The organism is Eubacterium limosum (genome assembly GCF_000807675.2).
Lineage (GTDB): Bacteria > Bacillota > Clostridia > Eubacteriales > Eubacteriaceae > Eubacterium > Eubacterium limosum.
Window position 1 is genome coordinate 2,421,988 of record NZ_CP019962.1, and the last position, 19,885, is coordinate 2,441,872.

Annotated in this window: 19 protein-coding genes and 1 riboswitch; of the genes, 17 read left to right on the top strand and 2 right to left on the bottom strand. The window is 47.4% G+C overall.

Annotated features, from left to right (window positions below):
* The first annotated feature begins 19 nt into the window (after positions 1-19).
* The 10 genes from B2M23_RS11445 (at position 20) to B2M23_RS11490 (ending at position 8,430) form a co-directional block, all read left to right on the top strand.
* Positions 20-1,408: a cobyrinic acid a,c-diamide synthase CobB gene (locus B2M23_RS11445; protein ID WP_038352265.1), complete on the top strand. Its 1,389-nt coding sequence runs from the start codon at positions 20-22 to the stop codon at positions 1,406-1,408.
* Positions 1,389-2,267, top strand: a complete 879-nt coding sequence (locus B2M23_RS11450; protein WP_038352264.1) for a GHMP family kinase ATP-binding protein — start codon at positions 1,389-1,391, stop codon at positions 2,265-2,267. The genes B2M23_RS11445 and B2M23_RS11450 overlap by 20 nt, the downstream gene beginning before the upstream one ends.
* A gap of 72 nt (positions 2,268-2,339) precedes the next feature.
* Positions 2,340-2,981, top strand: coding sequence for a precorrin-8X methylmutase (locus B2M23_RS11455; protein ID WP_038352263.1), 642 nt, complete (start codon positions 2,340-2,342; stop codon positions 2,979-2,981).
* Between the two features lie 8 nt (positions 2,982-2,989).
* Positions 2,990-3,709: a precorrin-2 C(20)-methyltransferase gene (gene cobI / locus B2M23_RS11460; RefSeq protein WP_038352262.1), complete on the top strand. Its 720-nt coding sequence runs from the start codon at positions 2,990-2,992 to the stop codon at positions 3,707-3,709.
* An 89-nt stretch (positions 3,710-3,798) separates the two neighbouring features.
* Positions 3,799-4,926, top strand: a complete 1,128-nt coding sequence (gene cbiD, locus B2M23_RS11465; protein ID WP_052237231.1) for a cobalt-precorrin-5B (C(1))-methyltransferase CbiD — start codon at positions 3,799-3,801, stop codon at positions 4,924-4,926.
* Complete coding sequence (cbiE, locus tag B2M23_RS11470) at positions 4,914-5,540, top strand: precorrin-6y C5,15-methyltransferase (decarboxylating) subunit CbiE (protein WP_038352261.1); 627 nt, start codon at positions 4,914-4,916, stop codon at positions 5,538-5,540. Before cbiD ends, cbiE begins: the two co-directional genes overlap by 13 nt.
* Entirely contained in the window at positions 5,533-6,111 is a 579-nt protein-coding gene (gene cbiT / locus B2M23_RS11475; RefSeq protein WP_038352260.1) for a precorrin-6Y C5,15-methyltransferase (decarboxylating) subunit CbiT, read from the top strand. The genes cbiE and cbiT overlap by 8 nt, the downstream gene beginning before the upstream one ends.
* Positions 6,112-6,498: a DUF3795 domain-containing protein gene (locus tag B2M23_RS11480; protein WP_038352259.1), complete on the top strand. Its 387-nt coding sequence runs from the start codon at positions 6,112-6,114 to the stop codon at positions 6,496-6,498.
* A 184-nt stretch (positions 6,499-6,682) separates the two neighbouring features.
* The gene (locus tag B2M23_RS11485) at positions 6,683-7,984 is read left to right on the top strand and encodes a phenylacetate--CoA ligase family protein (RefSeq protein WP_038352258.1); all 1,302 of its coding nucleotides are present in this window, start codon (positions 6,683-6,685) and stop codon (positions 7,982-7,984) included.
* 11 nt (positions 7,985-7,995) lie between these two features.
* Complete coding sequence (locus B2M23_RS11490; protein WP_320055094.1) at positions 7,996-8,430, top strand: ACT domain-containing protein; 435 nt, start codon at positions 7,996-7,998, stop codon at positions 8,428-8,430.
* Positions 8,431-8,493: 63 nt separating this feature from the next.
* Here the strand turns inward: B2M23_RS11490 and fba are convergent, their stop codons facing one another.
* Positions 8,494-9,363, bottom strand: a complete 870-nt coding sequence (gene fba, locus B2M23_RS11495; protein ID WP_013379100.1) for a class II fructose-1,6-bisphosphate aldolase — start codon at positions 9,361-9,363, stop codon at positions 8,494-8,496.
* Between the two features lie 153 nt (positions 9,364-9,516).
* The gene (locus tag B2M23_RS11500; RefSeq protein ID WP_038352257.1) at positions 9,517-10,968 is read right to left on the bottom strand and encodes a GntR family transcriptional regulator; all 1,452 of its coding nucleotides are present in this window, start codon (positions 10,966-10,968) and stop codon (positions 9,517-9,519) included.
* A gap of 646 nt (positions 10,969-11,614) precedes the next feature.
* On the opposite strand from B2M23_RS11500, the gene B2M23_RS11505 reads away from it, so the two are divergent.
* The 7 genes from B2M23_RS11505 (at position 11,615) to B2M23_RS11535 (ending at position 19,863) form a co-directional block, all read left to right on the top strand.
* Complete coding sequence (locus B2M23_RS11505; protein WP_013379103.1) at positions 11,615-11,956, top strand: helix-turn-helix domain-containing protein; 342 nt, start codon at positions 11,615-11,617, stop codon at positions 11,954-11,956.
* A gap of 201 nt (positions 11,957-12,157) precedes the next feature.
* Positions 12,158-12,340: riboswitch (cobalamin riboswitch) on the top strand.
* A 166-nt stretch (positions 12,341-12,506) separates the two neighbouring features.
* On the top strand, positions 12,507-13,763 hold the full coding sequence (gene hemA / locus B2M23_RS11510) for a glutamyl-tRNA reductase (RefSeq protein ID WP_038352256.1): 1,257 nt from the start codon (positions 12,507-12,509) through the stop codon (positions 13,761-13,763).
* Entirely contained in the window at positions 13,760-14,344 is a 585-nt protein-coding gene (locus B2M23_RS11515; protein ID WP_052237230.1) for a precorrin-2 dehydrogenase/sirohydrochlorin ferrochelatase family protein, read from the top strand. Before hemA ends, B2M23_RS11515 begins: the two co-directional genes overlap by 4 nt.
* On the top strand, positions 14,341-16,755 hold the full coding sequence (gene hemC / locus B2M23_RS11520; RefSeq protein WP_038352255.1) for a hydroxymethylbilane synthase: 2,415 nt from the start codon (positions 14,341-14,343) through the stop codon (positions 16,753-16,755). Before B2M23_RS11515 ends, hemC begins: the two co-directional genes overlap by 4 nt.
* 19 nt (positions 16,756-16,774) lie before the next feature.
* A complete protein-coding gene (hemB, locus tag B2M23_RS11525) occupies positions 16,775-17,740 on the top strand; it encodes a porphobilinogen synthase (protein ID WP_038352254.1) in 966 nt (321 codons plus the stop codon).
* 13 nt (positions 17,741-17,753) lie between these two features.
* Positions 17,754-19,043: a glutamate-1-semialdehyde 2,1-aminomutase gene (gene hemL / locus B2M23_RS11530; RefSeq protein ID WP_038352294.1), complete on the top strand. Its 1,290-nt coding sequence runs from the start codon at positions 17,754-17,756 to the stop codon at positions 19,041-19,043.
* 25 nt (positions 19,044-19,068) lie between these two features.
* The gene (locus B2M23_RS11535) at positions 19,069-19,863 is read left to right on the top strand and encodes a sirohydrochlorin cobaltochelatase (RefSeq protein ID WP_038352253.1); all 795 of its coding nucleotides are present in this window, start codon (positions 19,069-19,071) and stop codon (positions 19,861-19,863) included.
* Positions 19,864-19,885 lie beyond the last annotated feature (22 nt).

Here is a 19,885-nt window from a genome sequence, read left to right on the forward strand (position 1 = left end):
ATACTTGGGAGATTGTACTATGAATACTTTTATGCTGGCGGGAGTCAGCAGTAATGTTGGGAAAACAACTGTAACCATGGGGGTAATGGCAGCCCTGTGCAAAAGGAATTGTCCGGTTGTCCCTTTTAAAACCGGACCAGATTACATTGATCCGATGTTTCACACCTTTGTCACTGGAAAAAAATCCACCAATCTGGACACCTGGATGGTGGATCAGGAGACAATCCGCTCCCTGTTTTACCACAAGCTGTCGGAGAATTCGGTCGCAGTGATTGAAGGTGTTATGGGGCTCTATGACGGGCACGGTCTGGAGACTGATGTGGGCAGCAGCGCTTATCTGTCAAAGGTTGTGGACGCGCCGGTCTTTTTGATCATTGACGGCCGGGGCATGTCCAAAAGCGCGGCGGCGATGGTAAAGGGCTATGCGGATTTTGACCCAGATACCCGGATTGCCGGTGTGATCATCAATAAGATCGCTTCGGAATCCCATTACCAGCTTTTAAAAGAAATGATTGAGACCTGTACAGGGGTTCCCTGTGTAGGCTATTTTCCGAATTGTCCGGATATTGTTATGAACAGCCGGCATCTCGGCCTCATTCCGGTGGATGAGCTTCAGGGACTTCGGGAACAGGTGGAAAAGGCAGCGGCGCTGGCAGAGGAACACATTGATCTCGATAAGATGCTTCTGCTCAGCCGGAGAGAAGCCGTACCACAGGTTCAGAAAGATCCATTTGACGCCTGTGCAGGGCGTTATGACGATCTGACCATAGGGTTTGCAAAGGATAAGGCATTCAGCTTTTATTATGAGGATAATTTCAATGCCCTAAGGAAGCTGGGGGTCAGGCTGGTACCCTTTAGCCCTCTTGAGGATTATGAACTGCCAAAGGGCCTGGACGCTCTGTATATCGGCGGTGGCTTCCCCGAAATGTTTGGAAGAGACCTTGAGAAGAATCAGGGATTCAGGGAAAGCATCAGGGCGGCTTTAGAAAACGGCCTGCCCTGTTTTGCAGAATGCGGCGGCCTGATGTATCTGACAGAAAGCATGGAAATGCTTGACGGGGAAAGGTATCAGGCGGCAGGCTTTTTTAAGGCAGACACCAAAATGACTAAGCGGCTTCAGCGCTTTGGTTATATTGATATTGATACCGTGATTAACAATACGCCCATACATATTAAGGGGCATGAATTCCATCACAGCCTGGTGCATGAGAAGGAGCCGATCCCCATGCGTTACCAGATCACTAAGGGAGACCGGAAATGGACCTGTGGCTTCTGTAAGGGCAATACCCTTGCCGGGTACCCGCACATCCATTTTTACAGCAACCCACAGTTTTTGCTGGCACTCCTTGATAAAGCCGAAGAAATCAAAAGGTTGGAGGAACAGGACAGTGAGAACAGTAACGGTTAAATCACCGGGCTCCTGCGGAGAATTTATCCAGGGGATCTATCAGGAACAGCCGTGCCTTGTATCCTGCCCCATCGACCTTTATTCCAATATCCGTATTGTGGAAGGGCCAGCTACACGTATGCTCGACACCAAGGCGGTTCAAATGCTTGATCTGATCTTTTCAGAATACAGCATTCCAAGAGAGGAAAAGCATCATATCAATATCCAGATGTCCTCGGAAATTCCCATTGAAAAAGGGATGGCCAGCAGTACTGCGGATATCGCCGGGATTGCCAGAGGGCTGAGTGCCTACTATGATCTGGGCCTCAGCGACAAAACTATCGCGGAGCTCTGCGTGTTTATCGAGCCGACCGATAATATAATGTTTGAACGGCTGAATCTTTTCAACCATGTGTGCGGCGATGTGCTGATGAATTTTGAGGCACAGCTTGAAGCGCAGATTTTGATTGTGGAGTTCAAGGGAGCCGTCAACACCATGAATTTTCATCGTCAGCAGGATGGCTACACGCGCGAGGAGGTCGATCGGTTTGAAGCGGTCCTGAAGCTTTTTAAACAGGGGCTGCAGGATAAAAACCTCAACGCGATCGGGCGTGCCTGTACCGAAAGCGCCCGGTTAAACCAGAAGATTTTATACAAGCCCCATCTTGAAGCGCTTGCAGCCTTGTCTGAGGAATTTGGCGGACACGGGGTTATTACTGGCCACAGTGGCACGGTTATCGGCGTGCTTTACAGCGAGGAGGCCTTTGACTACACTGCTTTTATGCAGCGATTTTTGAACGTTGTCCCTAAGAAGGATTACGACGCGCTGTTTTTGAAGAATATTATTCCCGGCGGCCTGAGAGTTTCCATAGAAAACTGAGCATGGCCTTTCTTTTAGGCCACAGCCGGAGAAGCGGCGGAGTTACCGCGCAAACAACGAAAGGAAAATTAAATGACAGCTTATATCAACAACCCGAAAGAAATTGAAAAAAGAAGCTTTGAGATTATTACCGAGGAGCTCGGCGGAAAGACCTTTCCGCCGGAGATCGCGGATATTGTAAAACGTGTGATTCACACTACCGCTGATTTTGAGTACGCAGACCTGATTGAATTTAAAAACAACGCGGTTGAGAGCGGTTTGAAAGCCCTTGAGGCCGGTAAAAAAATCTATGCGGATACCAGCATGATCAAGGTTGCGGTCAACCGTAAAGCACTGGCAGACCATCAACTTGAGATTGTCAACTATGTTCACGATGAGGATGTTGCAAAGGCCGCCAAGGAGCGAGGGGTTACCCGCTCAACCGTAGGCATGGAAAAAGCCCTGGATGACGATTCGGTCGGTATTTTTGCCATTGGCAACGCGCCAACCGCGCTGTACAAGCTTATCGAATTTATCAAGGAAGGAAAAGCAAAGCCGGATTTAATTGTGGGTGCGCCCATCGGCTTTGTAGGTGCGGCAGAATCCAAGGAAGCACTCGACGAGTTGGACGCCCTGGGGGTTCCATACATTCGCATTAACGGCAGAAAGGGTGGAAGCCCGGTGGTTGCGGCGATTTTAAACGCCATGCTTTATAAATTAGGACGGGATTGGTAAGAGGAAGAATGAAAGGTATATTTTATGGTTTGGGCGTCGGCCCTGGAGATCCAGATTTACTGACAGTAAAGGCACACAAAATTCTGCAGTCGGCAGATGTGATCATCACACCGACTAAAAAAATGGGAAAACCAAGCATCGCATATCGTATTGTGGAAAGCCACATTACCGACCACACACGTGTTGTGGAGATGTCCTTCCCAATGATTTCCTTAAGCGCAGAGCGTGAAACACTGGAAAAGCAGTGGAAAGAAAACGCAGATGAAATTGAAAAAATTCTGGAAGAAGGAGAAAGCGTTGTTTTTTTAACCCTTGGAGACCCAATGGTATTCAGCACCTATTCCTATGTGATGGAATACCTTCTGGAGCGGGGCGTCGAGGTGGTGACCCTTTCCGGCGTGCCGTCCTTCTGTAACCTGGCAGCGCAGATCAATGTTCCGCTGACCCAGGGAGAGGAATCACTGGGGATCGTGGCAATGACACAGCCCATTGAGGAAATACAGCAGATTCTGGACGCGCACCGCAACATTGTTATTATGAAGGTGAGCGCGGACAATAAACGTCTGGCAGAGGAGTTGGAAAAACGCGGACTGGAAAATTCCTTTGTGCTGGTATCCAATATCGGTATGGAGAACCAGAGCATGATCCGTGATATTGAGGTGCTCAAGGGCGATATTCCTTATCTTTCTACCCTGTTGATCAAAAAGGATTATGACATTACATTATAAAAAGAGTTAAGAAAAATGGAGGCCGATGCAGAAATCGGGGTGCCCGGGGCACAAACGGTGCTGCAAAGGCCTCTTTTAGCGAGGATAGTATGCTGGAAAAATATATAGAAAAAGGCGGTAAGCGGCTGCGCTACGGCTATACAACAGGTTCCTGCGCCACAGCGGCGGCAAAGGGCGCGGTATCCATGCTGCTGGGTGGTCAGAAGCTGGAAACCATCGGCATTGACACACCAAAGGGGTGGCCGCTGACCATCGAGCTGTTTGACTGTGAGATCGGTGATCACTGGGCTTCCTGCTCGGTGATCAAGGATGGCGGCGACGATCCGGATATTACAAACGGCGTTAAAATTTTTGTGAAGGTGACCGAAAAGGCCGAGCCCGGCATTACTTTTAAAGGTGGCAGGGGCGTTGGGAAGGTTACCCTGAAAGGCCTGAGCCTGCCGGTGGGAGAACCGGCCATCAATCCGGTTCCGCGGGAGATGATCACCCGCGAAATTATGAAGGTTATGAAGGAATACGGGGCAGAGGGCGGCTATGAGGTAGAGGTCTCCATTCCAGACGGTGAGGTTCTTGCTAAGAGGACATTTAACCCAAAGCTGGGGATTGTCGGAGGCCTGTCTGTAGTGGGTACCTCTGGTATCGTTGAGCCCATGAGCGAGGATGCGCTGAAGGAATCCATGCGGCTGGAGCTGTCCATGCTCAAAGCAAAGGGAAATGATGAAATTATCTTTGTTCCAGGTAATTATGGCAAGGATTTTGTGGAATCACTCCATCTGAATACAGAGGTGCTTGTGAAAACCAGCAATTTTATCGGCTTTATGCTTGAGGAAGCCGAGCGGATGGGCTTTAAAAAGATTCTCTTTGTCGGGCATTTGGGAAAGCTGGTAAAGGTGGCCGGCGGTCTGTTTAACACGCACAGCGCGGTGGCCGATGGGCGGATGGAAATTCTGGCGGCGCACTGCGCGCTTCTTGGCGGCAGTCAGCCATGTGTCGAAAAAATTATGAACAGCACCACCACTGATGAGGCGACCGACTACCTGCTAGAGGAAAAAATACCGGGATATTTTGATCATCTGGCCGAAGCGGTTAAAAGACGCTGCGAGGCAAAGGTCTATGATAATATTGAAATTGAAACAATTATTTTTTCAAAGGCACATGGTCTTTTGGGTGAAAGCGGCGGAGCAAAGGATATGGTAGAAGCGTTATGTATAAATTAAAAGTAGTAAGCCTTGGGCCAGGACATCCTGATTATATTCTCCCTATCGCTAAGAGGGAAATTGCCGAGGCCGAGGTCATTTTATGCGGGGAACGGCACCTGGAGAGCTTTGACGCTGCCGGTAAAGAAGTCATGATTATCGGCAGGGGAACGCCCTTGTCTGAGCTGATGCAGCGTGTAAAGGAATGTTATGCTGCCCGGAAAACAGCCATTGTCGTGTCGGGTGACTGCGGCTTTTACAGTCTTTTAACCTACACGAAAAAGAGGGTTCCGGCAGAGGATATCGAAGCGATCCCGGGGATATCCTCCTTACAGTATTTTTTTGCTAAAATCGGCATGACCTGGCAGGACGCAGAGATGATGAGTCTGCACGGCAGGGATCAGGATCTGCTAAAGCGCGTAGCGACAGGAAATAAGGTTGGTATTCTGACAGACGGAGAGCATAATACAGCCTATATTGCCAAAATGCTGAGGGAGAACAGTTATGGGGAAAAATTCCTTTATGTTGGGGAAGATCTCTCCTATTCAGACGAACGGATTACAAGATTAACAGTGGAGGAAGGCCTTAGCTTTAAGGAAAAAGGCATGGCCGTAGTGGTGATTGCAGATGAGTAGAGTAGCTGGCTATAAAGATGAAGATTACATCCGGGGAAAGGCCCCGATGACAAAGAGAGAGGTCCGTATTCTGACAATCTCTTTATTGGGTATTCAGGAAAAAGACATCGTGGTGGACATTGGCGCCGGTACTGGCGGCCTGACCATGGAGGCGGCTTACGCGGCAAATGAGGGCAGGGTTTATGCGGTCGAAGCCAAAGACGCGGCGCTGGAGCTTGAAAAACAGAACATTGAAAAATTCGGTGCAGACAATGTGACCATTATTTCGGGAAAAGCGCCGGCAGTGCTTGAGGAAATCAAAGAAAAGGTTGATAAGGTGATTATCGGGGGTACCGGCGGACAGCTTGAGGAGATTTTTGTCTGGTGCAAAGAGCATTTGAACCCAGGCGGCAGGCTGGTAGCAAATTTTGTCACCATGGAAAATGCATCCCTGGCCACAACCCTGATGCGCAAATACTTTACCGATGTGGACATGATTCAGGTTGGGGTCAGCCGGGGTGAGTTTATCGGCGGCCTCACCATGCTGAAAGCATCCAACCCTATTTTTATTATTACCGGGAGTGCGGAGTAAATGAAGCGGGAGCTTGGGATTGCCTATTGCGGCCTGGCGTGCTGTTTCTGCGGCGAACACATTGCTTGCCCGGGGTGCGGAAAAGACGGCTGTAAGGATAAAGAGAATTGTAAAAACTACAGCTGCTGCCGCGAAAAGGGCCTTGAAGGCTGCTGGGAATGTGAGGCGTTTCCCTGCAAAGACAGCATGTTGAAAGATAAACGCATGAAAGCCTTCGCGCAGTTTGTTAAAATCTACGGCAAGGAGACGCTGCTGGACTGCCTTGAGAGAAATGAGAAAGCGGGATTAGTTTACCATAAAGCCGGGAGCCTGGAGGGTGATTATGACTTGCCGGAAAGCGAAGAAGGGATTATCGAGCTGATCTTAACAGGTGAGGTAGAGGTGTAGAGTGAACCGTCAAAGTTTTTTGATTCCGCGTCTGACAGCGTTTTGCATAAATTTTAATACACAATAACAAAAGAATTTATGTTTACGGTGAAGCGCCAAAATGGTATGATATATTAAAGATTATTATTAATAAAGCATGCGGCAGCGGCCATGTGCTTAGAATAACAGAGAGGAATTGAAAATTATGGAGAATTATTTCCAGCCTGAAATCGAGTGTGCCTCACGGGAACAGATCCGGGCCTGGCAGGATGAACGTTTGGTTGAGACGGTTAAGCATGTTTATGAAAACGTCCCCTATTACAGAAATCTGATGGAAGAAAAAAATGTGACCCCAGACGACATCAAGGGTGTGGATGATTTACACAAACTGCCGTTTTTAACAAAGGATGACCTGAGAGAGGCCTATCCTTACGGACTTTTGGCAGAGCCGCTGGAAAACTGTGTGCGTATCCAGTCTACCAGCGGAACCACTGGACGCCGGGTCGTCGCTTTTTATACCCAGGATGATATTGACCTGTGGGATGAATGCTGCGCTCGTGCCATTGTGGCAGCCGGCGGAACCAAGGAAGATGTGGTGCATGTCTCCTACGGCTATGGCCTGTTTACCGGCGGCCCTGGCTTGAACGGCGGTTCCCATAAGGTGGGTTGTCTGACACTGCCGATGTCTTCAGGGAACACTGAACGTCAGATTCAGTTTATGCGGGATCTGGGCTCCACGATTCTCTGCTGTACGCCATCCTATGCCGCGTTCCTGGGGGAAACGGTTTGTGAAATGGGTCTTCAGGATGAAATTAAGCTGAAAGCCGGTATCTTCGGTGCGGAAGCCTGGAGTGAGGAAATGCGCCAGGATATTCAGAATAAGCTTGGCATCAAAGCCTATGATATTTACGGGCTCACCGAAATCTCTGGGCCGGGCGTGTCCTTTGAATGCAGCGAACAGACAGGTATGCACATCAATGAAGACCACTTTATCGCTGAGATCATCGACCCGAATACCGGTGAGGTACTGCCGGATGGCGAGAAAGGCGAGTTGGTATTCACAAGCATTACTAAAAAAGCATTCCCGCTGCTCCGCTACCGCACCCGTGACATCTGTGTCCTGAGCCGCGAAAAATGCTCCTGTGGAAGAACCCATGTCAAGATGACCAAGCCAATGGGCCGCAGCGACGATATGCTCATCGTAAAAGGTGTTAATGTATTTCCATCACAGATTGAAACAGTGCTCTTAAACAAAGGGTATCCGGCAAATTATCAGATCATTGTCAGCCGTGAAAACAACAGCGATAAGCTGGATGTTCAGGTTGAAATGACCCTTGAAATGTTCTCGGATAACCTGAGAGAGGTTTCAGCCAGAGAAAAAGAACTGATCGACGCATTGAAGGCCATGCTCGGTATTTATGCCAATGTTCAGCTGGTTGCGCCGAAGTCCATTACCCGCAGCGAAGGCAAAGCCGTTCGCGTGATTGATAAACGTAATTTATATTAAACGAGGTGTAAATGATGACGATTAAACAGATTTCCGTATTTGTGGAAAACAAAGCTGGCCAGTTGTCGAATTTTGTGGATGTGCTGTCAGAAAATGATATTGACATGCGCGCCCTTTCCCTTGCCGAAACCAAGGATTTTGGCATTGTCCGCGTCATTGTGGATGATTCTTATAAAGCGTCGACCGTCCTCAAGGAGGCTGGCTACATCTTTAAGCTGACGCCAGTGCTGGCAGCGGCTGTTCCAGATGAACCGGGAGCGCTGAAAAATATTTTGAAGATTCTGGGCGACAGCAACATCAACCTGGAATACACCTATGCCTTTATCACCCGAAAAAAGGATCTGGCTTACATGATCTTAAGGGTTGAAGACAATGAAAAAGCCATTGAAGCACTTTCAAGAAGCGGTGTGAAGCTGCTGACTCAGGAAGACCTCGAAGAGCTTTAAATTGAAATAAATAAAAAACCGGGACGTAACGAAAAGTTACGTCCCGGACTTTTTTTGCGCTGTTTAAGCGTCTGCCTTTCCAGTGGAACCGAAAAGATCCATTTTTACTTTTACGATATCTTTAATGGCCTGTGTGCCAGGTGCCAGTAATTTACGAGGATCAAAACCCTTGCCTTCAAGGTCTTTGCCGGCTTCGATGTATTTTCTGGTCGCTTCAGCAAATACGAGCTGGCATTCGGTATTTACATTGATTTTTGCTACGCCTAAATCAATGGCTTTTCTGACCATTTCATCCGGAATACCGGTACCACCATGGAGAACGAGAGGCATATCACCGGTTTTTTCCTGAATTTTAGCTAAAACGTCGAAGTTTAAGCCTTGCCAGTTTTCTGGGTATTTTCCATGGATATTACCAATTCCGGCAGCTAACATGGTGACGCCTAAATCAGCAATTTTTTTACATTCTTCAGGATCAGCGAATTCGCCGGTTCCGACAACGCCGTCTTCTTCACCGCCGATGGCGCCGACTTCTGCTTCCAGGGATAAGCCCTTGCCGCGGCAGATTTCAACCAGTTCTTTTGTTTTTTCGATGTTTTCATCAAAAGGCAGATGAGAACCGTCGAACATGATGGATGAGAAGCCGGCTGCGATACAGGCCTTTGCGCCTTCGTAGCTGCCGTGGTCTAAATGAAGGGCAACCGGAACAGAAATATTTAATTCGTCCAGCATTCCGTTAACCATATTGGTGACTGTTTTATAGCCACACATATATTTTCCAGCACCTTCAGAAACCCCTAAGATAACAGGTGATCTCTGCTCATTGGCCGTCTGAAGAACCGCTTTGGTCCATTCAAGATTATTGATGTTGAACTGTCCCACACCATAATGGCCTGCTTTTGCTTTATTAAGCATTTCTTTTGCTGATACTAACATAATAGAATGATCCTCCTAAAATTTTGAGTTTAACTAACTTTATAAATTATATATTAAGTGCAAAAAAGTCTCAAGACCTATACCAATTTTTCCAGCATGAAAACCCAGGTTAATCATTTGCAGATTTTATTAAAGCGGTTTCATTTTTTTAGATCAGAGAGTCTTTTCTTTAATTTCTTCAGGTTGCTCTGAGTAGAGAAGCCTTAATTTGTTCTCTGAGTACTCATAGGTATGCTTGTAAGTGCTCTCAATGATTTTTCCCAGCAGAGCAGTATCGTTGTTTGAGATAGCCTTTGAGAGCTTGTCCATATCGCCGTATAAAAGGCGGTCGACACGGTCATAATCATCATTACTGACAAAGGTTTTAAGAATGACCCCATAAGCCAGTTTGATTTTCAGATGCTCGTAAATATTCTGTATGGCCGGGGACTGGATTGATGAGATTAGAATATCGGTTAAGGCTGTTGTGATGCCGCGGCTGTAGCGTTTACTTTCCAGAAGCTCAAGAATATGTTTTTTGTCCTTTTCGCTCATGGATTTGAAAGCGTCAAAGGCGATAGCCTTACATGAATAGCGCAGAATCTGGAGACTGCTCAGGTATTCGTCCAGCTGGCCAAGGACTTCCGGGGAATGAGAACGCTCAAAAACGATTTGGGTGCCCTTTCCATTAAAGGTTCTGGTCAGGCCGAGGGAATTCAGGATAGACAGGGCTTTTCGGACGGTAACTGGTGAAACGCCATAAACTCTGCGCAGTTCGGATTCGGAAGGAAGAAAATCGCCGGCTACATTGCCGGATTTTTCGCTCTCCCACATAATATCACTGGCAATCCTCAGATAAAGCGGTGTCGGAGCATTGTCGATAAACCAGTTAAAACTTTCAGCTTCAGAAGGCGCCGCCGGTGCGTTCACCATATAGGCCGCATCAAAGCGCTGGCTGATTTCATTAAAGCCCTGAAGCAGTAAATGATGAAAATGTTTGAAATTCTGCTTAGCGGCATGGTCCAGCAGTTCTTTGTACCATCCTTTGATGGTGTCTTCTGAAAGATCTTCATGGAGCGTATGGCCAGTAATACTGCTGTGAATGGAGTCGATTCGGACAAAATCGCAGACCTGTTCAAAAAGTTCGATGATAAAAGGATTTTCTGTTCTTCTCAGGATATTCCGGATGAAGCGGCAGTGAAAAGCAAACAATTCGATCGGGTTGGAAGAATCCAGATTGTCGGTCATTTCGTAAAGGGTCATATAATCCTCACTGTTGCATTTAGAAGCGCCGTGTGTAATGATGCTGGGTAAAAGGATAGAAAGCATCCGGTATGTATCACTGATGCCGTGACACCGGTTTTTAAAGCGTTTTTCATAAGCTGCGCGGTGCTCTGGCAGGCGGCTGTCAAAGATAACCTGAGCATTTTTACCGTGGGAGCAGAAAATAAGATTGTTGTCCTGCAACAGACGCAGGGCCTTTCGAACGGAATTACGACTGGCACCCATTTGTTTGCTGATTTTAGGTTCAGATGGCAGGGTATCACCCAGTTTTAATTTGCCGTTGTAAATATCATCCTCAATCTTTCTGCAAATAAATAGATACAATGGAATTTCTTTTTTCAAAATACAATCTCCTTTGGGGGTATTTTAATAGTATAACATCATTTAGTAAAAATCACATTTAAATTGAGAAAAAATTATAAAGAAATTCTCTTTTGCTTAACCTTTACCATATCGGAATTAGATGTAAGAGCCTCAAAATGAGGTGTACCCATTTTGAAGAGAATTAAACATAGAAAAAATATTTTGATGGTAGTAGAATACTGAAAATATTCTAAAATGGGTTTTTCACATTGTGAATTCGGGTAAAAATAAAAAAACGAATAAAAAGGATATAATTGGTTGAATTAAAATGATAACTTCAATTGCAGATAAAAAGTTTTTAAATAAAGAGATTGCTTTGACGGGAGATTCGATTTATAATAAAGTATATATATTGGGAAAACTAAATAAAAATTGCGGCATCCGGAAAGTGCTGGCACACTTATCCGGCTTGCGCAGGTGCACAACCACCATACACAACGGCCCTGGGGGGCACGTACCGCATTACTTATTATAGGCTATTTTTGTGCTAAAAACAAGAGGACACCCTATAAATAAGTGGGCTTATTTGTGTTAGCATTTTATAAAAGTGTCATATAACTGTGCATGGTTGGTTTAATCCTGCACAGTTTTTTATTTGGTTTTCCCTGAAATTTAGGAGAAGACAATGGAATCAAGGTTAGATCAAAAGGCAATTGGCCAGCGTATCCGGCAGCGTAGAACTTTTTTAAATATGAGCCGCGAGGATTTGGCGCGAAAAATAGGGATTACACAGACTTTTTTAACGGACATTGAGCTGGGAACCAAAGGCTTTTCTCTTAAGAGTCTTGAACGTTTCTGCGAAGCGTTAAAAATGTCTTCAGACAGCATCCTGTTTGGCAAAAGCCTGGATGAGAAAGAAAAAAACACTGCATTGCTTGATATTCTAGAGCATTGCCCTGATGAAAAAAAGGAATACGCAGAAAGAATGATGATGCTCTTTTTAATGAGCCATGAAACAGAAAACTAGCGTGAATGTGTAAAATGACCGGACTCTGGAAAAAGAGACCGGTTTTTTATTGCCTGTAATCCGATTACAGAAAATATGTAGAATATTCGGTGAAATTGGCAAAAAACTGCTTATTTCCCATAAAAAGGGGTAGCGTCTGAGTCAGATTGGTGATATAATTGGAAACGAAAATTGAATAGGAAAGACTAATGTAAAATCTGTTTTGGATTCTTTCGTTTTTGCTCCGGTAAAAACAAAGGATAAAGGGAATCTGGTGAAAATCCAGAGCGATCCGGTCACTGTAATTCGTTAAGTCTCCTTATGATGCCACTGGAATGAAAACCGGGAAGGCGAGGAGAATATAATGCGATGAGTCAGGAAACCTACTAAACAGAGTGCTAATAATTACCTCCAGGGAAAAGGGAACTTAGTAACGTTAATTTAATTGTGGTATCCGCAGTAATCAGCGTGGATAAATAATTCTGTTGACAAACCTCTTTTTTTACGGAGACGTAATGAAGAGGTTTTTATTTGTTTTGAATGAATGTTTGATTGAAGGAGAAGGATTGAAATGAAGTTAGTTGTAGTGGGGATCAATCATAAAGACACACCTCTGGAAATCAGGGAAAAGGGTGCTTTTATCAAGCGGACCGTAAAAGAAGGTATTGCGAGCCTTCTGGAAGAGGCGTGTATCGAAGAGGTGATCATTCTTTCTACCTGTAATCGAAGCGAAATTTACGTGGCGACCCGTGACGTGGAAGCAGCAGGCCGGGCGCTGAAAAATTTTTATATCGAGGAGAAATCCAGGGAGCTGGAAAATTATCTGTTCTGTGAAAAGGGCAGAGAGGCCATCCTGCATCTTTACCGGGTAGTGACAGGGCTGGATTCGATGATTCTGGGTGAGGATCAGATCTTAGGACAGGTAAAGGATGCCCTTGAATTATCCCAGTCTGTTCACGGCTGCGGGAAATATTTAACCAAGGCTTTCAGAGAAGCCGTCACCTTTGCCAAGAAGGTTAAAACCGTTTATAAAATTTCCGAGACCCCGCTCTCCCTGAGCTCGACAGCGGTTAAGCATGTTAAAAGAACCTATGAGGACTATGCCGATAAAAAGGTGCTGATCATCGGTTCTGGAAAAATGGGGCTTCTGGCGCTGCGTTATATGGCGGCAGAGGGCTTTAACAGCGTCTATATGACCAATCGTACCTATCATCCGGGGGATGAGTACCGTGATATCTATGAGGGCGTCAACATGATCCGCTACGAGGACCGCTATGAAGCCATTGAGGATATCGATGTGATTATCTCAGCAACAGCCTCACCCCATGTGGTTTTAAAACGGGAGCTCATGCCAGAGCGCAAAAAGCCGCTCATGGCCATTGACCTGGCACTGCCAAGAGATATTGAGGAAGCCATCTCGGAAATGGACAGAGTCGAGCTGCTGACCATTGATAATTTTAAGGACATCATTGATGAAAAAATGCACTACCGTGAGCGAGTGGCAGAGAAGATCGCCCTCGAGATCGAAGAGGAAATCGACGGACTCATGGTCTGGATTACCAAGTCCAAGGTAGATAACATGGTGGCACATTTTAACCAGGTTTCCGGACAGCTGGCAGACGAAACCATTGAGATTCTCAACAAGCGCTATCAGTTTGAGGGGAAGGACAAGGAATTTCTTGAAAAAATTGTCCATTCAAAATTCCGTGAAATGGTGATGCCGTCCATCAAACAGCTGAAAACACTGGACAGCGAGGACGATATACTGCGCTTTGAGAAAACACTGGCCTTTTTATTTTCAGGCGGCAATGCGGAGGCGGCTCAATGAAAGGGCCGATTCTGCTCAACTTTAAAGGGAAAAAGGCCCTTGTGATTGGCGGCGGAAAGGTAGGGATGCGGCGCGCGGAAACCCTAGCCGGGTATGGGTGTTCTGTGACCTGCGTGGATAAAAACATGGAGGTTCCAGAAAAGCCGGTTGAGAACATCCGTTATATTAAAGCATACTGCCGGATCGAGACAGCCCTTGACGGCATGGATCTTGTAGTGGCGGCGACAGACCAGCGTGAGCTGAACGCCCAGATTCTTGAGAGCTGTAAAATACGCGGCATCTGGTGCAACGTTTCAGACGACCCGGAGCATTCTGATTTTATTTTTCCCTCAGTGGTAAGGCGGGGAGACTTGACGATCTCGGTCTGTACCGACGGCGCCAGTCCAACGCTGACTACCCAGATAAAAAGGGAACTGGAAGAAAAATACAATGAAAGCTACGCAGAGCGTCTCAGTCTGCTTAAACAGCTGAGGCTGCATATATTGAAAACAGAAACCTCACCGGAGGCAAAAAAGAGACGGCTCAAGGAGCTGACAGCGTTAACCATTGAAGAATTGCAGAGAGAAGTGGAGAAAATATGAAAATAATCGTAGGCTCAAGAGGCAGTAAGCTGGCAGTGGTCCAGACAAACTGGCTTCTTGAGGAATTAAGAAAAGCAAACCCGGAGGTCGATTTTGAACTCAAAATCATCAAGACAAAGGGCGATAAAATTCAGCACAAAGCCCTTGATAAAATTGGGGATAAGGGTATTTTTACCAAAGAGCTGGAGGATGCCCTCTTAAGCGGTGAAATTGATATGGCCGTTCACAGCATGAAGGATATGCCTTCTGCATTGCCCGAGGGGCTGACACTTTCTGTGCCGCCCATGCGGGAAGACCCGAGGGATGTGCTGTTGACACCGCATAAAATAAGCGCTGTCCAGGAGCTGCCCGAAAATGCAGTCATCGGTACTGGAAGCAAACGCCGGATTTATCAGCTGAAAAATATCCGAAAAGATTTTGAAGTGGTGGGAATCCGCGGAAATATTGATACCCGTATCCGGAAAATGAAAGAGCAGGGACTGGATGGCATTATTCTGGCGGCGGCAGGCCTTAAACGCATCGGCGTTTATGAGAGCGAGGATTATACCTGCCTCCCACTTGAACCATGCCAGTTTGTATCGGCGCCAGCCCAGGGGATTCTGGCAGTGGAAATCCGTGAGGATAACGAAACCGTCAAGGCACTCATGGAATCTGTCAGTAACCCGGTTACCAAGGCGCAAATGACAGCGGAACGCCAGTTTTTGATCAGCTTAAACGGCAGCTGCCATATCCCTATCGGAGCATACTGTGATGTGGAGGGTGAAAAATTGACCCTTTACGGACTTTTTGGCAACGAAGACGGCACGATTCTATATAAAGGACAGACAGAGGGAGCCCTGGGCGAGGAAGCAAAAATGGGAGACCGTCTGGCAAAGGAACTGAAAGAAATGGTAGAAGCAGAAATTAAGCCGGGCACGGTCTATCTGGCTGGCGGCGGCTGCGGTGATAAGGGACTGATCACCGTCAAAGCCATGGAAAAATTAAAAACCTGTGACGCGGTGGTTTACGACGCGCTGGTCAATGAGGAATTCCTGAAATGGACAAAACCAGAGTGTGAAAAGATTTATGTCGGCAAAAGAGCCGCCAACCATGCGCTGCCTCAGGATGAAATCAACGCTCTGCTGATCAAGCTGGGCAAGGAAGGCAAAAATGTTGTCCGCCTTAAGGGCGGCGACCCTTATGTTTTTGGACGCGGCGGCGAGGAAGGCGAGGAGCTCTACGACGCCGGAGTTCCATTTGAAGTGATTCCAGGGATTACCTCGGTTATCGGCGGCCTGGCTTACGCGGGTATTCCCATTACCCACAGAGACTGTGTCTCTTCCTTTCAGGTGGTTACCGGGCATCTGAAATCTGAGGAGTCTGAGCTGGACTGGCCGGTACTGGCTAAATCCAAAGGGACCATCGTGTTTTTGATGGGCGTCAAAAATCTTGAAAAAATCACCGGAGAGCTGATGAAAAACGGGATGGATAAAAATACGCCGGCGGCTGTGGTGCACCGCGCTTCTACGCCTTACCAGCGAGTGGTGGAAGGCACACTGGAAACAATCTACGGCATTGCCACAGAAGCCAGGATCACAGCGCCAAGCCTGATCGTAGTCGGCGATGTGGTGACCAAGCGTGAGAAGCTGCGCTTTTTTGACAGCAAGCCCCTTTTTGGAAAAAATATCGTGGTAACCCGCTCCAGAGAACAGAGCTCGAAAATGGTGGCGCAGATCGCAGAACTCGGCGGTAACGCCATCGAGTACCCGACCATCAAAATTGAGCCGATTCCTGAGAATGTCGATGCGCTGGCCGAGAACTTTGGATGTCTGGACAGGTACAGCCACATTATTTTTACCAGCACCAACGGCGTTGAAATTTTCTTCGACGCGCTGAAGGCCTCGGGCAGAGATACCAGAGCCCTCGGGAACATCCATGTGACAGCCATTGGCTCAGCAACAGCGGCGCTGCTTGCCGAGCAGGGGATCACCGCGGATTTTGTGCCGAAAAAATATGTCGGCGAAGAGCTGGTTGACGGTTTAATGCCGCTTTTGACAGAAACGTCGCGGGTATTGATCCCACGCTCCAAAAACGCCAGGATTTACGTGGTTGAGGAGCTCCGCAAGGTTTGCCCGGTGGATGAATTTCAGATTTACGAAACGGTCCGAGAGGACAACACCGACGTCGATGTGGCGGAAATGCTGAAAAATAAAGAGATTGACTACATTACCTTCACAAGCTCCACAACGGTGCAATATTTTGTGGAAAAAATTGGCAGTGAAAATGTGGATGATACTAAAAATGCAAAATGCGTTTCGATTGGACCTGTAACCTCAGACAAAATGAAAGAGCTGGGTTTAACGGTCGATGTCCAGGCAGAGGTTTATACCATTGCCGGAATGATTGAAGCGATTCTGAATATGGAAAAATAAAGAGAGGAAGTTGATTATTATGTTACCAACCCGATTGAGAAAAAACGCAGCGGTTCGTGATCTGATCCGCGAAACAGAATTATCCATGCGCGATGTGGTTTACCCGTTGTTTGTGGTAGACGGGGAAAACATTAAGCGTGAAATCCCGTCCATGAAGAGACAGTACCACCTGTCGCTCGATATGCTGCCAAAGGAACTGGATGAGCTGAAGGCGCTGGGCGTCCGTTACATTATTCTGTTCGGCGTGCCGGATGAAAAGGACGCGGAAGCAACACCAGCCTTTGTGGATGATGGGATTATCCAGAAGGCCATCCGCATTGTCAAGGAAAAAGATCCGGAAATGTACGTCATCACGGATGTCTGCCTCTGCGAATACAAGAGCGATGGGCATTGCTGCTTCTTCCACGATAACGGCGATATTAAGCGTGACAAATCGCTGGAAACCCTGTGTAAGGTAACCGTGAGCCATGCGAAAGCCGGCGCGGATATGGTAGCGCCCTCAGACATGATGGACGGCCATATCGAAGCCATGCGTAAAGCACTGGACGATACAGGCTTTGAAAGCATTCCAATTATGGGCTATTCCGCCAAATTCGCGTCTACCTTCTATGGACCGTTCCGCGACGCGGCAAACTCCGCTCCGGCCTTTGGCGACCGCAGAAGCTACCAGATGGACCCGGCTAACAGCGAGGAAGCGCTGAAGGAAGTCGTGCTAGATATCGAGGAGGGCGCAGACATTGTCATGGTAAAACCTGCAATGCCTTATCTGGATATCATTGCAAAGGCCAAGGAATTGTCTTATCTGCCAATGGCAGCCTACCAGGTCAGCGGCGAATACGCGATGATCCGGAATGCGGTAGACGCCGGCTTGTTAGATGAAAAGGCCATTTATGAGAGTATGCTGTGCATTAAACGTGCGGGGGCCAAAATCATCATCACCTATTTCGCAAAAGATTTAAAAGCATTGATTGAAAAATATCAGTAAAGGACAGAATAAAATGAAGCATACAAAGTCGACTGCACTTTTTGAAGAAGCGAACCGTGTTATTCCCGGCGGGGTCAACAGCCCCGTCCGCGCTTTTCAGTCAGTGGGTATGCCGCCGATCTTTATCGACCATGGAAAGGGCTCAAAGATCTATGATGCGGATGGAAATGAATACACTGACTATATCTGCTCCTGGGGGCCGCTGATTCTCGGCCATGCCGCGGATGCTTATTACGACGGCATCGATGAAGCGCTGAGAAAGGGCAACACCTACGGCGCGCCGACAGAAATTGAGATCCGCGTGGCGGAAATGATCATTGACGCTTACCCGTCTATGGATATGGTGCGCATGGTCAACTCCGGCACCGAGGCCACCATGAGCGCCATCCGCCTGGCCAGAGGCTATACCGGGCGTGAGAAATTCATCAAATTTGAAGGCTGCTACCATGGACACAGCGATTCTCTGCTGGTAAAATCCGGCTCCGGCACCCTGACCTACGGTGTGCCCACAAGCCCAGGCGTTACTGCTGGTACGGCCAAGGACACGTTGGTGGCAACCTACAATGACCTGGATTCCGTTAAAAAGCTTTTTGATGAAAACAAGGGAGAGATCGCCTGTGTGATCGTCGAACCGGTCGCGGGCAACATGGGTGTTGTGCCGCCGGACAGCACCTTCATGAAAGGCCTGAGAAAGCTGACCGAGGAAGAGGGTGCCCTGCTGATTTTTGACGAAGTCATCACAGGGTTCAGGCTGGCCTTTGGCGGCGCACAGGAGGTGCTGGGCATTAAGCCGGACCTTACCACACTCGGTAAGATCATCGGCGGCGGTATGCCGGTAGGCGCCTTTGGCGGACGGCGGGATATCATGGAAAAGCTCTCACCGCTCGGCCCGGTTTACCAGGCAGGTACCTTGTCCGGAAACCCCATCGCCATGAAAATGGGGCTCAACACCTTAACCTATCTCAAGGAACACCCAGAGGTTTACACCCATCTGGAAGACTGTGCCAGGCAGCTGGAAGCCGGTTTTAACAAAAATATTAAGGAAACCGGTGTTAAGGCAAAGATGGTGCGCTTTGGCGGAATGAGCGCCTTGTTCTTTACCGATCAGGAAATCAGTGATTTTAGCAGTGTGATGACCAGCGATACAAAAACCTACGCAAAATATTTTGCCGAAATGCTGAACCGCGGCAATCTGATGCCGCCGGCACAGTTTGAAGGGATTTTTGTCTCAGCCGCCCACACCAAAGCCGATATTGAAAAGACCATTGCCGACAATCTGGCTGCGCTTAAGGCGCTTGCATAGAGAATAAAAGAACAAGGAGTGCAGAATGCCCAAAAAAGCTTTATTAGTGATAAGTTTCGGGACATCTTATCGTGAAACCCGGGAAAAAACCATCGGAGCCATCGAGAGAGACTTGCAGAAAGGCTTTCCGGATTATGATTTCAGACGCGCTTTTACCTCGCGGATGATCATCAAGAAACTCAGAGAGCGTGACAATGAATATGTGGACATTCCCCACGAAGCCCTTGAAAAGCTGAAAAATGAAGGCTATACCGAGGTTGTCTGCCAGACAACACACGTCATCAACGGCTACGAATACGATTTGACCATCAACGAGCTCAAAAAATTTGAAAATGATTTTGATGTGCTGACCATCGGCGCGCCGCTTCTGACAACCATTGACGATTATGAGCAGGTGGCCAGAACAGCCATCAGTGAGCTGCCAGAAATGAAAGAGGGCGAAGCCCTGCTCTATATGGGACACGGCAGCGAGCATCACGCCAATGCCACTTATCCGGCCATGGATTACACCTTTAAGCACTTAGGCTATAAAAACGCCTTTATGGGAACCGTAGAGGGCTTTCCGAGTCTGAGCGATATTATTCCGCAGCTTAAGGAAAAAGGATACCATAAGCTTTACCTGGCGCCTTTTATGATCGTAGCCGGTGATCATGCCATCAACGATATGGCAAGCGACGAGGAAGACTCATGGAAAACACTGCTCGAAAACGAAGGCTTTGAAGTGGAATGTGTCCTGAAGGGACTCGGCCAGTTTAAGGGCATTCAGGATATGTTTTTAGAGCATGCCAAGAACGGCACAAGCGTTAAAGAACTGCTTTGAAAAATTGAAAATCAACAAATAC